Origin of the sequence: Microbacterium sp. LMX7-1.2 (assembly GCF_040675935.1) — a bacterium.
Taxonomy (GTDB): Bacteria; Actinomycetota; Actinomycetes; order Actinomycetales; family Microbacteriaceae; genus Microbacterium.
Genome location: NZ_JBEGIL010000001.1, coordinates 2540103 through 2553543, shown reverse-complemented (window position 1 = coordinate 2553543; position 13441 = coordinate 2540103). Strand labels below are relative to the sequence as shown.

At 69.8% G+C, this 13441-nt stretch carries 13 protein-coding genes; 8 read left to right on the top strand and 5 right to left on the bottom strand.

Annotation, left to right across the window (positions count from 1 at the left end; genetic code table 11):
• The first annotated feature begins 29 nt into the window (after nt 1–29).
• On the top strand, nt 30–1088 hold the full coding sequence (locus MRBLMX7_RS12470; RefSeq protein ID WP_363368963.1) for a PLP-dependent cysteine synthase family protein: 1059 nt from the start codon (nt 30–32) through the stop codon (nt 1086–1088).
• A 116-nt stretch (nt 1089–1204) separates the two neighbouring features.
• Nucleotides 1205–1711 carry a glycine cleavage system protein R gene (locus MRBLMX7_RS12465; protein WP_363368961.1) on the top strand — a complete coding sequence of 169 codons (507 nt, stop codon included), beginning with the start codon at nt 1205–1207 and terminating at the stop codon, nt 1709–1711.
• Nucleotides 1712–1822: 111 nt separating this feature from the next.
• On the opposite strand, the gene MRBLMX7_RS12460 is transcribed toward MRBLMX7_RS12465, so the two are convergent.
• Nucleotides 1823–2518, bottom strand: a complete 696-nt coding sequence (locus MRBLMX7_RS12460) for a FadR/GntR family transcriptional regulator (RefSeq protein WP_363368959.1) — start codon at nt 2516–2518, stop codon at nt 1823–1825.
• A gap of 167 nt (nt 2519–2685) precedes the next feature.
• On the opposite strand from MRBLMX7_RS12460, the gene MRBLMX7_RS12455 reads away from it, so the two are divergent.
• From MRBLMX7_RS12455 to MRBLMX7_RS12440, 4 genes are all read left to right on the top strand, one after another.
• The gene (locus MRBLMX7_RS12455) at nt 2686–3921 is read left to right on the top strand and encodes an aminotransferase class V-fold PLP-dependent enzyme (RefSeq protein WP_363368957.1); all 1236 of its coding nucleotides are present in this window, start codon (nt 2686–2688) and stop codon (nt 3919–3921) included.
• A gap of 104 nt (nt 3922–4025) precedes the next feature.
• Complete coding sequence (locus MRBLMX7_RS12450; protein ID WP_363368954.1) at nt 4026–5342, top strand: ABC transporter substrate-binding protein; 1317 nt, start codon at nt 4026–4028, stop codon at nt 5340–5342.
• 3 nt (nt 5343–5345) lie between these two features.
• Nucleotides 5346–6311, top strand: a complete 966-nt coding sequence (locus MRBLMX7_RS12445; RefSeq protein ID WP_363368952.1) for a carbohydrate ABC transporter permease — start codon at nt 5346–5348, stop codon at nt 6309–6311.
• On the top strand, nt 6308–7222 hold the full coding sequence (locus MRBLMX7_RS12440; protein WP_200903823.1) for a carbohydrate ABC transporter permease: 915 nt from the start codon (nt 6308–6310) through the stop codon (nt 7220–7222). The genes MRBLMX7_RS12445 and MRBLMX7_RS12440 overlap by 4 nt, the downstream gene beginning before the upstream one ends.
• A gap of 134 nt (nt 7223–7356) precedes the next feature.
• Here the strand turns inward: MRBLMX7_RS12440 and MRBLMX7_RS12435 are convergent, their stop codons facing one another.
• The 3 genes from MRBLMX7_RS12435 to MRBLMX7_RS12425 form a co-directional block, all read right to left on the bottom strand.
• The gene (locus MRBLMX7_RS12435) at nt 7357–8370 is read right to left on the bottom strand and encodes an aldo/keto reductase family protein (protein WP_363368950.1); all 1014 of its coding nucleotides are present in this window, start codon (nt 8368–8370) and stop codon (nt 7357–7359) included.
• Between the two features lie 76 nt (nt 8371–8446).
• The gene (locus MRBLMX7_RS12430; RefSeq protein WP_363368948.1) at nt 8447–10063 is read right to left on the bottom strand and encodes a DUF4407 domain-containing protein; all 1617 of its coding nucleotides are present in this window, start codon (nt 10061–10063) and stop codon (nt 8447–8449) included.
• Nucleotides 10064–10137: 74 nt separating this feature from the next.
• Nucleotides 10138–10707, bottom strand: coding sequence for a TetR/AcrR family transcriptional regulator (locus MRBLMX7_RS12425; RefSeq protein ID WP_363368946.1), 570 nt, complete (start codon nt 10705–10707; stop codon nt 10138–10140).
• A gap of 64 nt (nt 10708–10771) precedes the next feature.
• Between MRBLMX7_RS12425 and MRBLMX7_RS12420 the strand changes: the two genes are divergently transcribed.
• The gene (locus MRBLMX7_RS12420; protein WP_363368944.1) at nt 10772–11410 is read left to right on the top strand and encodes an NAD(P)H-dependent oxidoreductase; all 639 of its coding nucleotides are present in this window, start codon (nt 10772–10774) and stop codon (nt 11408–11410) included.
• Here the strand turns inward: MRBLMX7_RS12420 and rlmN are convergent.
• Nucleotides 11359–12648 carry a 23S rRNA (adenine(2503)-C(2))-methyltransferase RlmN gene (gene rlmN / locus MRBLMX7_RS12415; RefSeq protein ID WP_363368942.1) on the bottom strand — a complete coding sequence of 430 codons (1290 nt, stop codon included), beginning with the start codon at nt 12646–12648 and terminating at the stop codon, nt 11359–11361. The genes MRBLMX7_RS12420 and rlmN overlap by 52 nt on opposite strands.
• 137 nt (nt 12649–12785) lie before the next feature.
• On the opposite strand from rlmN, the gene MRBLMX7_RS12410 reads away from it, so the two are divergent.
• Entirely contained in the window at nt 12786–13424 is a 639-nt protein-coding gene (locus tag MRBLMX7_RS12410; protein ID WP_363368940.1) for a bifunctional 4-hydroxy-2-oxoglutarate aldolase/2-dehydro-3-deoxy-phosphogluconate aldolase, read from the top strand.
• Nucleotides 13425–13441 lie beyond the last annotated feature (17 nt).

The window sequence follows — 13441 nt, the reverse complement described above, 5'->3', positions numbered from 1 at the left end:
CGTCGGGAGCGCCGCGTTACGCTCGATGCATGAGCGACTGGACCAGCACCGCGATCGCCCTGCTGGAAGCCGACGCGAACCGCAGCGCCGACACGCACCTGCACCTGTTCCCGCTGCCGGCCGAGTGGGGCATCGACCTGTACCTGAAGGACGAGTCGGTACATCCGACCGGGTCGCTCAAGCACCGCCTCGCCCGCTCGCTGCTGCTCTACGGACTGGTGAACGGACGCATCACGGCGGACACGACGCTCGTCGAGTCCTCGAGCGGGTCGACCGCGGTCTCCGAGGCGTACTTCGCGCGGATGCTGGGCCTGCCCTTCATCACCGTGGTGCCGCGTTCGACGAGCCAGGAGAAGATCGACCTCATCGAGTTCTACGGCGGCACCTGCCACTTCGTCGAGCGCGCGGAGGACATGTCTCCCGAGGCGCGGCGTCTGGCGAGCGACTGCCACGGCCACTACCTCGACCAGTTCACGTTCGCGGAGCGCGCGACGGACTGGCGGGGCAACAACAACATCGCCGAGAGCGTGTTCAGCCAGCTGTCTCAGGAGCGGCATCCGATCCCCCGCTGGATCGTGGTGGGCGCGGGGACCGGCGGCACGAGCGCGACGTTCGGCCGGTACGTGAAGTACCGCCGCCACGACACGCAGATCGCGGTCGTCGACCCCGAGGGCTCGGCGTTCTACGACGGATGGGCCGGCACCCCCGAGGCACCCGCCGGACGCCCCAGCCGCATCGAGGGCATCGGCCGCCCGCAGGTCGAGCCGTCGTTCGTGCCGACCGTGATCGACGAGATGATCCAGGTGCCGGATGCCGGATCCATCGCCGCGATCCGGATGCTGCGCGAGCGCACCCTGCACCTCGCCGGCGGCTCCACGGGCACGAACCTGTACGGCGCGTTCCAGCTGATCGCCCGCATGCGCGCGGCCGGAGAGACCGGCAGCGTCGTCACGCTCATCTGCGACAGCGGCATCCGCTACGCCGGCACCTATTACTCCGACGACTGGGTCGCCGCGCAGGGTTGGGACCTCGCTCCGCACCGCGCGCGGCTCGACCGGTTCCTGGAGACGGGCGACTGGATCGAGTGAACAGCGCGCCGTAACTCCGGAGAAGCGGCGCGGCTGAGGAGTGCGCGCGCCCCGAGAGACCGGTATTCGCCCGATTCGCCGGAGTTGTGGCGGGAGTGCCCGGGTACGCTGGCCGCATGACCACTCTCATCCTCACCGTCGCGGGTGCTGACCGTCCGGGCCTCGTGGCCGCCGTCGCCGATGTCGTGGACGCCCACGGCGGCAACTGGGAGTCGAGCCAGCTCGCCGAGCTGTCCGGCACGTTCGCGGGTGTCATCGAGGTCTCGATCGCCCCGGAGCGGTCGTCCGAGCTGGAGTCGGCGCTGCGCGAGCTCGACGGCCTGCTCACGGTCGCCGTGCGCACGGGCACCGAGAACGTCGCCGCCCCGGAGCGGATGCTGGAACTGCGCGTGCTGGGCAACGACCGTCCCGGCATCGTGCGAGAGGTGTCGGCCGTGCTGCACGCGCACGCGCTGAGCATCGAGGAGCTGGCGACGGAGACGCGGGATGCGGCGATGGCGGGAGGCCGCCTGTTCGAGGCGACGGTCGCGGCGCGGGTTCCTGCGGACGTCGACGTCGACGCACTGCAGGCCGACCTGGAGCGTCTGGCGACCGAGATCCAGGTCGACATCACGTTCGAGTAGGCCCTCGGGGCGTCCCGATCCGCTGAGCCTTGCCCGATCCGCGGACGGATCGGCCGAGAACGTCCGCGGATCGGGCCGTGGTCCGCGGATCGGGACAGGCCGTGGCGCGGGTCAGGCGTCGGAGTCGTCAGGGGCGTCTGTGTACAGCCGCACCCAGTACTCGGTCGCGGCGACGTGCGACGATGCGGCTGCCGAGGCGGCGACCGGGTCGGCGGCGGCGAGTCCGCGCAGGATGGCCCGGTGCCCGGCATCCGAGTTCCGCTTGAGCTCGTTCGCGTCGTGCGCGTCGGGGATGCGGTAGGCGCGCGAGCGCGAGCGCAGCACGTCGATCAGGCTCGTGAGGGCGTCGTTGCCGGCGACCTCGGAGATCGTCATGTGGAAGGCGTGGTCGAGGCGCGAGTGCTCCTCGAAGTCGTCGCTCGCCTCGATCTCGGTGAGGATGCCGTCGAGCGCCGCCACCGTGTCGGCGTCGATCCGCGCGGCGGCGAGCGCCGCGGCATGCGGTTCGAGCACCCGGCGCAGCTCGGTGAGCTCCAGCACCCCGGCCATGGGCAGCAGCCCGACCGTGAGCGAGAGGCTGCCGATGAGGTCGGCGGCACGCAGCTCGCCGACGTAGCTGCCGGAGCCGTGGCGGGTCTCGAGCACGCCGAGGGCGGCGAGCATGCGGATGGCCTCGCGCAGCGACCCGCGGGAGACCCCGAGCCGCTCGCACAGCTCCCCTTCGCTCGGCAGGCGGTCGCCGGGGCGCAATGCGCCGTCGGCGATCAGCGCCCGCAGGCCGTGCAGCGCCGTGTCGAGTGCGCTCATCGTCATCCTCTCGGCCATCGCCCTGCTCCTCGTGAAGTCTGTCGGAATGTGCCGACCGTGGAAACTCGTATGACAACTATGTTTCATCTTCACCGATCCGTAGCCATTTCCGCACTCCTGTGGCAAAGTTGTGCAACAACTCGCCCCTGACTCACCGATGAGGATCGATGCCCGCACTGCCGTTCCCCGCACCGCTCACGCTGAACTCCGGCCTGAGATCGCGCGACGCCTGGCCCCTCGACCCCGAGGTGATCCACCTCAACCACGGATCCTTCGGCGCCGTGCCGACCGCGGTCGTCGCCCACCAGGACGCACTGCGCCGCCGGGCCGACCTCAGCCCGGTCGAATGGTTCCCGCGCATCGCCGAGCGCGTGCAGGAGGCGCGCGAGCGCACGGCCCCGTTCGTGGGTGCTCGCGCCGAGGACAGCGTGTTCGTGCCGAACGCCTCCGCCGCCGCGACCGTCGTCTACAACGCCCTCCGGCTCGAGGCCGGCGACGAGATCCTCGTGACCGACCAGGGCTACGGCGCCATCACGATGGGGGCAGAGCGCCTCGCGCGCCGCTTCGGAGCATCCGTCCGCACCGTCGCCCTGCCGCTGCTCGCCGCCGACGACGAGGTCGTGCAGCTGTTCGCCGACGCCCTCACCGCGCGCACGCGGCTGATCGTGGTCGACCAGATCACCTCCCCGACCGCCCGCCTGCTGCCCACGCGTCGCATCGCCGAGCTCGCCGCCGTGCAGGGTGTGCGCACCCTCGTCGACGGCGCACACGCGCCCGGCCTGATCGCCGATGCCGCGGCCCAGGCCGGTGGCGACTGGTGGTTCGGCAACCTGCACAAGTGGCCCTGCGCTCCGCGCGGCTCGGCGCTGCTCGTCACCTCCGCCCCCGACCGCGACGAACTCTGGCCGCTCATCGACTCCTGGGCCGCGCGCGAGCCGTATCCCGTGCGCTTCGACACGCAGGGCACGATCGACGCGACGACGTACCTCGCGACCCCGACCGCGATCGACTTCGTCGAGAGCGAGTTCGGCTGGGCCGATGCGCGTCTCGCGATCTCCGAGATCGCGGATGCCGGCGCCGAGATGATCGCCGAGGCGCTGCGTCCCTACGGCGACGAGGACCCGCTCACCCCGCTCCCCTCGCCCGTGCCGTCGATGCGCCTGGTGCGCCTGCCGCTCGGACTCGGCGCGACCCGCGAGGAGGCCGACGCGCTGCGCATGGACCTCCTCGACGCGGTCGGCGTCGAGACCGCGTTCACGAGCTTCCGCGGCATCGGCTACTTCCGCCTGTCGGCGCACCTCTACACGGAGGAGTCCGACTTCGCCGCGTTCGTCGAGCGCTGCGTGCCGCAGATCCTCAGCCGCGCCGGCATCCGCTCTGCGAACTCCCTCATCGTCTCCTGACCGCACGACCCGATCCCCCATCCGCACCCCCCATCGCCCGAACCACCACCACCCGAACCCATCACCACCCGAACCCACCACCACCCGAAATTGAGAGGCACCTCGTGAAGAAGAACCGCATCTTGACGACCGCAGCGGGAATCGGCACCGTCGCCGCACTCGCGCTCACCGGCTGCTCCGGCGGCAGCGGCGGCTCGTCCGCCGACGGCACCGTGACGCTGCAGATGGTCGAGAGCCTGACCAATCCGGCCCGCACCGACCTGATCCGCGGCCTGCTCGACGAGTTCGAGAAGGAGAACCCCGACATCAAGGTCAACCTGGTCTCGCCGCCGACCGAGCAGGCCGACGCGAAGATCCAGCAGATGCTGCAGTCCGGCAAGGGCGTCGACGTGCTCGAGGTCCGCGACATCACGGTCGGCCCGTTCGCGAACAACGGCTGGCTGTACGACATGACCGCCGACCTGGAGAAGTGGGACGGCTGGGACGCCCTGACCGACAACGCGCAGTCCGCGTCGGTCGCGGCCGACGGCAAGAGCTACTTCGTGCCCTACGGCTTCTACGGCCTGTCGCTGTTCTACCGCACCGACCTCGTCGCCGACGCCGGCTTCGACGGTCCGCCGCACAGCTGGAAGGACCTCCTCGAGCAGGCCAGCGCGATCCAGGACCCGTCGAACAACGTCTACGGCTACGCCTTCCGCGGCGGGGCGAACGCCAACAGCAACGTGGTCGCGGCGATCGAGGCCTACACGATCGACGGCCTCGACACCGAGGACGCGTTCCTCATGGAGGACGGCTCGACGATCTTCGCCGCTCCCGAGGCACAGGATGCCGTCGACGACTACTTCGACCTGTTCACCGAGGCGTCGCCGCCCTCGGCCGTCTCGTGGGGCTACCCCGAGATGGTCGCCGGCTTCACGAACGGCACCACCGCGTTCCTGCTGCAGGACCCCGAGGTCATCGCGACCGTGCAGGACTCCTCGCTCACCGAGGACCAGTGGGACACCGCTCCGCTGCTCGTCGGCCCTTCGGGCAAGGCTGCGCAGCCGCTGGCCGTCGCCGGCTGGGGCGTCGCCGAGAACAGCGAGCACCAGGAGGCCGCGGTGAAGCTCGTCGAGTTCCTCTCGTCGGCTGAGCCCGCAACGGAGTTCGCGCAGGCGAACAGCCTCGTGCCGATCATCACCGAGGCGGCCGACGACGAGTTCTACTCGACGGGCCCGTGGACCAGCTACGTCACCATGACGGAGGACCCCGAGACCTACGTGAACGTGCGCCAGCCGCGCGGAGTGAGCTGGTGGACCGAGTGGATCCAGAAGTCCGACCAGGATGTGCAGAACGTGCTGCTCGGCAACATGTCGACGAGCGAGCTGCTCGAGTCGTGGGACACGTTCTGGACCGAGAAGTACGCCGCGGAGAAGGGTTGATCCGTGTCATCCGCTCTTCGTGAGAGGGGTTCCGCCGGCACGGCTTCGAAAGAAGCCGCCGGCGGGGCCTCCTCCCCCGGTCCGCGTCGGCGTCCGTTCCGCGGGCGTCACGCGCTGACCCTGCTGGCCTTCATGGCCCCGGCGATCGTGTTCGTCGCCTGGTTCACGTACTGGCCGATGCTGCAGGGCGCGCGCATGGCGTTCCACGACTGGAACCTGTGGGACCTCACCTCGACCCCGTGGGTCGGCTTCGACAACTTCGTCACGGTCTTCCAGGACCCGGCCTTCCCGGTCGTGGCGTGGAACTCGATCCTCTGGGTCGTCGGCTCGCTCGTGCCTCAGCTCGTGATCGGCTTCCTGATCGCTCTCGCGCTGCGCAAGCGGTTCCGCTTCCGGGGCGTCTACCAGGCGCTGGTCTTCTTCCCATGGGCCGTCTCCGGCTTCCTCATCGGGATGCTGTTCCGCTGGATGTTCAACGCGGAGTTCGGGGTCGTCAACGACCTGCTCATGAAGGCCGGTCTCATCGACGCCCCACTGCCGTGGCTGGCCGACCCGAAGCTCGCGATGTTCGCGGTCATCGTCGCGAACGTCTGGTACGGCGTGACGTTCTTCGCGATCATGATCCTCGCGGCTCTCCAGTCGGTGCCCGACGAGATGCTCGAGGCGGCCAGCCTCGACGGCGCCGGCAAGGTGCGGCAGCTGTTCTCGATCATCATCCCGTACATCTCGGTGACGCTGCTGCTGACGATCCTGCTGCGCGTGATCTGGATCTTCAACTTCCCCGACATCATCTACGCCATGACGAACGGCGGACCCGCGAACCAGACGCACATCATCACGACGTGGATGATCAACTACACGCAACAGGGCAACTACGGCATCGCGAGCGCGATCGGCCTGATCGTCGTGGCGTTCCTGTTCGTGTTCTGCGCGTTCTACCTCATGGCGATGCGGAGGGCCCAGCGATGACCATCACCACCCCCACCGGCACGACCATGACCGAGACGCGGGTGCTGACGGTGCCGGACGCGGCGAAGGCTCCGCGCGGCCGTCGTCGCGTCACGGCCGGCGGCGTCGTCCGCGTGGTCGGCCTCGGCCTCTGGCTCGTGATCACGCTGTTCCCGCTGTACTGGATCGCGCTCACGTCGATCAAGTCGCCCGGCACGATCAACCGGTTCCCGATCGAGTACTGGCCCAGCGAGCCGTCGTTCGAGAACTACGTGAAACTGTTCCAGCAGAGCGCGTTCGCGACGTTCCTCGGTAACTCGGCGCTCGTCGCGATCGTCGCCGGAGCCGTGGCGACGCTGATCGCCCTGTTGAGCGCCTACGTGATCGCGCGGTTCGAGTTCCGGGGCAAGGGCGCGGTGCTGATCGCGTTCCTGCTCACGCAGATGATCCCCGCGTTCATCGCGCTCGGACCGCTGTACTCGATGATGACCGACCTCGGTCTCGTCGACACGAAGCCCGGCCTGATCCTCGTGTACATCGCGATCTGCATCCCGTTCTCGACGGTCATGCTCCGCGGATTCTTCGAGAACGTGCCCGACGCGCTGGAGGAGGCGGCGATGATCGACGGATGCTCGCGCCTCGGCGCCCTGTTCCGCGTGCTCGTCCCCGTGATGACGCCGGGCATCATCGCGGCGTTCATCTTCAACTTCGTGAACTGCTGGAACGAGCTGTTCCTGTCGGTCGTGCTGATGAACACCGACGAGAACCGCACCGTCCCCTCGGCGTTGAACGGCTTCATCTCGACGTTCAACATCGACTGGGGCTCGATGAGCGCCGCCGCCGTGCTCACGATCCTGCCGACCATGGCGATGTTCGCGCTCGCGAGCCGCTGGATCGTGCAGGGCCTCACCGCCGGCGCCGTGAAGGAGTAGCTCCCGCATCCGGCATCCCGCGCCGCATTCGCCGACGCCCCGCCTGGTCGCCGACGCCCCCGCTGAGTCACGTATCTCAGCGGGGGCGTCGGCATTCAGACGGGGCGTCGACGCGCGGGCGTCGGCGGGGGAAGTCAGACCAGGCGGGACTCCGGGGAGACCGAGTACGTGGCCTCGGCATCCCGGTTCACCGTGTCGCCCAAGGCCTCGTCGATCGCCGCGAGGGTGTCGGCGTCGAGCGTGACACCCGAGGCCTTGACCGTGTCGGCGAGCTGCTCGGGACGGGATGCTCCGACGAGCGCCGCGGCCACGTTGGGGTTCTGCAGCACCCACGCGATCGCGAGCTGGGGCATCGTGAGACCTGCCTGTTCGGCGATCGGCTTGAGCTTCTGCACGGCCGTGAGGATGTCGTCCTGCAGGAAGCCCTTGATGAAGTCGGAGCCGCTGTGCGGATCGGTCGCCCGCGAGCCCGCGGGAACCGGCTGACCCGGCAGGTACTTGCCGCTCAGCACGCCCTGCGCCATGGGAGACCACACGATCTGCGAGATGCCGAGCTCCTCGGACGCCGGCACGACCTTGCCCTCGATCACGCGGTGCAGCATCGAGTACTGCGGCTGATTGGAGATGAGCTGGATGCCGAGCTGGCGCGCGAGCGCGTGTCCGTCCTGCAGCTGCTCCGCCGTCCACTCGGAGACGCCGATGTAGAGCGCCTTGCCCTGGCGCACGACGTCGGCGAATGCCTGGAACGTCTCCTCGAGCGGCGTCTCGTAGTCGAAGCGGTGCGCCTGGTAGAGGTCGACGTGGTCCGTTCCGAGGCGGGTCAGCGAGCCGTTGATCGACTCCATGATGTGCTTGCGGCTGAGTCCGGTGTCGTTCGGGCCCTTCGGACCGGTCGGGAAGTAGACCTTCGTGAAGATCTCGAGGCTCTCGCGGCGCTGGCCTTCGAGGGCCTTGCCGAGCACGACCTCCGCGGCCGTGTTGGCGTAGGTGTCGGCGGTGTCGAACGTGGTGATGCCGGCATCCAGCGCGGCGTGCACCGTCTTCACTGCGGCTTCGTCACCGACCTGCGAGGCGTGGGTGACCCAGTTGCCGTAGGTGATCTCCGAGACCTTGAGTCCGCTGTTACCGAGGTAGCGATAGTTGACCATGAGGCCACGCTACTCGCGGATGCCGGGGCGCGGGCCGTTACGGCCGCGCGGCCCCGCCCGCGAGACCGGCGCGCGCTCAGGCCTGCGTCTGCAGCAGCCGCTCCTGATCCTCGAGCGTCTGCGCCTGCGCGCGCTGCTCGGCACGCTCGCGTTCCTCCGCTTCGGCCTTCTCCGCCTCGCGCCGCTCGGCGCGGGTCTGCGGCGCCGCGGCATCCGCCTCCGCCTGGATGCCGGAGGACTGCTCGTTCACGATCGCGGCGCGGTCGCGGAAGCCCTCGGCCGTGACCTTGTCGAGCGCGACCTGTTTGCGGATCGCCAGGGCACGCTCGTACAGCGAGGGATCGCCGTACGAGGTGAGCACCTTCACGAGCACGGGCAGCAGCTCGATCATGAAGAACAGCGCCGCGATGAGGATGTGCGCCCACAGGATCGTGGGCTCCTTCTCGCTCAGGCGGTTCAGCCCGCTGATCTGACTGAGCAGACCGATGGCCCCGGCGTTGCCGGAGGCGACCGACTCGGCCCGGGCGTTGTACGCGGCGAGCGCCGTCTCGTACGAGTCGCGGGCGGCGGGCAGCTGCGACTTCGCCTCTTCGCGGTTCTGGGTCTCGGAGGCGGTGGTGTTCTCCTTGGCCGAGGTGCCCGCGGCGGCGAGCTCCTCGTTCGCGGTGCGCAGCTGTGCGGCGAGCGCGTCGTAGGTCTGCTGCGCCTCGGCGAGCTGGGCCTTCGCGGCGTCCGAACTCGCGCCCTCGCCGTTCACGCCCGTGCAGCCGGGCACCGTCCCCGCGCCCTCGCCGGTGAGCTCGCACTGGTACAGCACGCGGGCCTGGTCGATCACGGCCTGCTGGGCGGTCATCTTGGCGGTGACGTCGTCGACGGTCGCCTGCGCGGCGGACTCGCTCGCCGACGAGGAGTCGGTGCCGGCGACGATGCCCGTCGCGGCCTGGTTCTCGAGCTCGGCGACGCGATCGGATGCCGCATCCAGAGCCTTCTTCTCCGGACCGGTCTCGAGTGCGTCCTGGTCGGACTGCGCCTGGGTGATGTTCGTCGAGGCGACCTCGCGGGCGATGTCGTTGTGGAAGATCTGCAGCACGAGAGGCTCCGCGACGACGAAGCCGATGATCGCGGCCATGACGATACGCGGGATCGCGAGGCCGATCAGGCGCCAGACGTTGCGGGTCGACGTCATGGTCGACGTGAGGAACCGGTCGAGGTTGAAGATGATCAGCGCCCACACGATCGCGAGGGGCACGGCCAGCCAGATCGCGGCCTGCACGCCCGTGGTGAGGGCGAAGAGCATAGAGATCGCCGACACGAGGGCGGTGCCTGCGAGCACGAAGAACATCTGCACGAACCGCGGGGTCTCCCCGGGCACGCGGTCGAGGATCTCGCCCTCCGCGCCGCCGAGGATCGCGAGCGTGCGCAGGCGGGATCCGGGGACCCGCGGCTTCTTCTCGCGGGGCTGACGACGCGGCTTCGGCTCACGGACGGGACGGCATGCCGCGGCATCCGTCTCATCCGTCGTCACCGCGTGCTCGTCGATCGGCGCGGTCGACTGCGCGTCGGCGCTGTCGGCGCCGCTCGGCTCGTAGGCGCGCAGGAAGTCGAGGTCATCCGTGTCGGCGTTCGGGTCGCTGTCGACGATGATCCGCCCCTGCGAATCGAACCGTCCGGGACGGTGAGCGGAATAGGGCATCCCGACAATCTACGAAAGGTCGCCTGTGGAAAACGTGGACGGTGCCTGTGTCTCCGCCGCGAGATCCCGCGGGCTCAGGCGGGGAGCATGCGGCGGAGCGTGTGCTCGTACCCGGCGAGCGCGGCGTCGAGGGGGAAATGCCCCGCGGCGCAGAGCGTCCCGAGGCCGTGCACGAGACCCCAGATCCCCGTGACGTCGTCCGCGGTACCGAGCCCGGCGGAGGCTGCCGCGCGGGACAGCTGCCCCTCGAGTTCGGCGATGAGGGGAGCCATCGTGTCGCTCGGCTCGCCGGGGATGCACACGGTCGGGTCGTAGATGACGTCGAAGCCGTGGGGGTTCTCGACCGCGTAGCGGATGTAGGCCGCGCCGCAGTCGATCGCGGCCGCGGTCGCGTCGGGTGCGCGCCCGATCGCGAGACGCACCGCCTCGACGAGGTCGGCCATGCTCCGCTCGGCCAGCACCTTGAGCAGCCCGCGGCGGTCGGAGAAGTGATGGTACGGCGCGTTGTGGCTCACGTCGGCGGCGCGGGCCACCTCGCGCAGGCTGATCTCCTGCGCCGGACGATCGGCCAGCAGCTGCATCGCCGCGGCCTCGAGGGCGTGCGCGAGGTCGCCGTGGTGATATCCGGATCGAGAACTTGACACGAGCAACATTGTTCCCTATCTTGACAGTGTCCACCACATTGACAGTGTCAACATTGGAGCAGCCATGACCACCGCCCTCGTCCTCGACGGCCACCCCGACGCCCGCTCGCTGACCGCCGAGCTCGCCCGGCGCTACGCCGCCGCGCACGGCTACGCGCGCGTTCTCGCGGTGCGCGACCTCGCCTTCGATCCCTCGCTGCGCTTCGGCTACCGCGAGCGGATGGAACTCGAACCCGACCTCGCCGATGCCAAGAGGATGCTGCGCGAGGCCTCATCCGTCACCGTGACGACCCCGCTGTGGTGGGGCTCCGTACCCGCGGTTCTGAAGGGCTTCTTCGACCGCGCGCTGCTGCCGCAGCAGGAGTACCGCTACTCGACGCTCGGGATCCCCGAGGGACTGCTCCCCGCCCGGCGCGGTCGGCTGATCCTGCTCGCCGACACCCCCTGGTACGCGGTGCCCTTCACGGGCCTGCCCGCGCAGACGCAGGTCGCCCGCAACACGATGCGGCTCTGCGGCATCCGCACGGTCCGCACGCACCGGATGCTGGGCGTCAAGACCGCGAGTCCGGAGCGGATCGCGTCATGGATCGCCCGCGCTGAAGAGCTCGGACGGCGCGACGGCATCCGGGATGCCGCAGACAGGGGATCCGCTCAGGCCAGGGCGGCCGCGGCGGCTTCGTCCTCGGTCGTCGCGACGAGCTGACCGCACGCGCCGTCGATCTCCTTGCCGCGGGTGTCGCGGAGGGTCGTCGGGATGCCGGCGTCGTTGAGTCGACGCACGAACTCGTCCTGCACGTCCTTCTCGGACGAGGTCCAGATCGAGCCGGGAGTCGGGTTCAGCGGGATCGGGTTCACGTGCACCCAGCCCCGTCCGCGCTGATTGAGCTTCTCGGCGAGGAGGTCGGCGCGCCACGCGTGGTCGTTCATGTCCTTGATGAGCGCGTACTCGATCGACACGCGACGACCCGTCTTGGCGTAGTAGTCGTAGGCGGCGTCGAGCGCCTCGTCGACTTTCCAGCGCGAGTTCACCGGGATGAGCTCGTCGCGGAGGTGGTCGTCGGGCGCGTGCAGCGACAGCGCGAAGGTCACCGGGATGTTCTCGTCGGCGAGCTTCTTGATCGCGGGTACGAGACCCACGGTCGAGACCGTGATTCCGCGCGCGCTCATCCCGAGACCGTCGGGCTGAGGGGCGACCATGGTGCGCACGGCATCCATCACGCGCTTGTAGTTCGCGAGCGGCTCCCCCATGCCCATGAAGACGATGTTCGAGACGCGCTCCATGGAGTGGTCGTCGGCCTTCTTGCCGCCCAGCCCGCCGTCGGCGATCAGGCGGTTGGCGCGCACGATCTGCTCGACGATCTCGGCCGTCGACATGTTGCGCGTGAGTCCCGCCTGGCCCGTGGCGCAGAACGGGCAGTTCATGCCGCATCCGGCCTGCGACGACACGCACAGCGTGATGCGGCCCGGGTAGCGCATGAGCACCGACTCGACGAGCGCGCCGTCGTGCAGACGCCACAGGAACTTGATCGTGTCGCCGCGGTCGGTCTCGAGGCGGCGCACCTCGGTCATGAGCGGCGGGAGCATGCCGGCGACGAGCTCCTCACGGATGCCGGCGGGGAGGTCGGTCATCTCGGCGGCGTCCGACGTGTAGTGCCGGAAGTAATGCGTGGAGAGCTGCTTGGCCCGGAACCCCGGAAGACCCAGCTCCTTCACCTTGTCGACGCGCTCGGCCGGCGTGAGGTCGGCGAGGTGCACGGGCGGCTTGCCGCGCTTGGGGCTCGCGAACTGCAGGAGCGGCCGCCCCTCGGCATCCTTCTGCTGCGTCCAGCCCTCGGTCGCCGGACGCACCTGCGTGCCGCCAGTGGCGCGGATCGTGGTCCCCGCGGGACGGGACGACGCGGTCGCGGGGCGCGTCTCGCGCGTGCGGGGCTTCTCGGTCATGTCTCCAGGGTACCGGGGGCCGGGTGGGAGGCGGCTGGGTCGGCGGGCGCGGGGCCTCCCTGCACTGATTGCCAGACGCAACTTGTAATGACAGGTTGACGTCCGCGAGAATGGACGCAGCCCATCGAAGGAGACCCATGTCCGACCGTCTCGACCGCGCCCGCGCCACCGGCGTCCTCGCCGTCCTCCGCGCCCCGTCCCCCGAGCTCGCGCTCGAGGCGTCCGAGGCGATCATCCGCGGCGGGGTGACCGGCATCGAGGTCACGTTCTCGACACCCGACGCCCCCGCCGTGATCCGCGAGCTCATCGCCCGCCACGGCGACGCCGCCTATGTCGGAGCCGGCACCGTCACCACGGTCGAGCAGGCGACGGCCGCAGCGGATGCCGGTGCCGAGTTCCTCGTGAGCCCCGGAAGCCTTCCCGCCCTCACCCGCGCCATGCTCGACACCGGTCGCGTCGTGATGACCGGCGCGATGACGCCGACCGAGGTCATGGGTGCGCTCGAGCTCGGCGTCGACGTCGTGAAGATCTTCCCCGCCTCCCTCGGCGGCCCCTCGTACCTCGGCGCGCTGCGCGGACCGTTCCCCGACGCTCCGCTCATGCCCACCGGCGGCGTCACGCCCGACAACCTCGCCGACTGGTTCCGCGCGGGAGCCGTCGCGGTCGGCGCGGGCGGCGACCTCGCGAACGGCGCCTCCATCGCGGGCTCCGACTGGGCCGACCTCGAGCAGCGCGCTGCTCGCTTCGCCGCCGCGCTCGCTGCCACGCGGAGCTGAGCTCGATCGCCCCCGCT

Excerpts from the sequence above, each read along its gene's own strand:
- MRBLMX7_RS12410 (WP_363368940.1), top strand. The coding sequence starts at position 12,786 with ATGTCCGACCGTCTCGACCGCGCCCGCGCCACCGGCGTCCTCGCCGTC.
- MRBLMX7_RS12435 (WP_363368950.1), bottom strand. The coding sequence starts at position 8,370 with ATGGTCAACTATCGCTACCTCGGTAACAGCGGACTCAAGGTCTCGGAG.
- MRBLMX7_RS12440 (WP_200903823.1), top strand. The coding sequence starts at position 6,308 with ATGACCATCACCACCCCCACCGGCACGACCATGACCGAGACGCGGGTG.
- MRBLMX7_RS12470 (WP_363368963.1), top strand. The coding sequence starts at position 30 with ATGAGCGACTGGACCAGCACCGCGATCGCCCTGCTGGAAGCCGACGCG.
- MRBLMX7_RS12465 (WP_363368961.1), top strand. The coding sequence starts at position 1,205 with ATGACCACTCTCATCCTCACCGTCGCGGGTGCTGACCGTCCGGGCCTC.
- rlmN (WP_363368942.1), bottom strand. The coding sequence starts at position 12,648 with ATGACCGAGAAGCCCCGCACGCGCGAGACGCGCCCCGCGACCGCGTCG.
- MRBLMX7_RS12455 (WP_363368957.1), top strand. The coding sequence starts at position 2,686 with ATGCCCGCACTGCCGTTCCCCGCACCGCTCACGCTGAACTCCGGCCTG.
- MRBLMX7_RS12420 (WP_363368944.1), top strand. The coding sequence starts at position 10,772 with ATGACCACCGCCCTCGTCCTCGACGGCCACCCCGACGCCCGCTCGCTG.
- MRBLMX7_RS12430 (WP_363368948.1), bottom strand. The coding sequence starts at position 10,063 with ATGCCCTATTCCGCTCACCGTCCCGGACGGTTCGATTCGCAGGGGCGG.
- MRBLMX7_RS12460 (WP_363368959.1), bottom strand. The coding sequence starts at position 2,518 with ATGAGCGCACTCGACACGGCGCTGCACGGCCTGCGGGCGCTGATCGCC.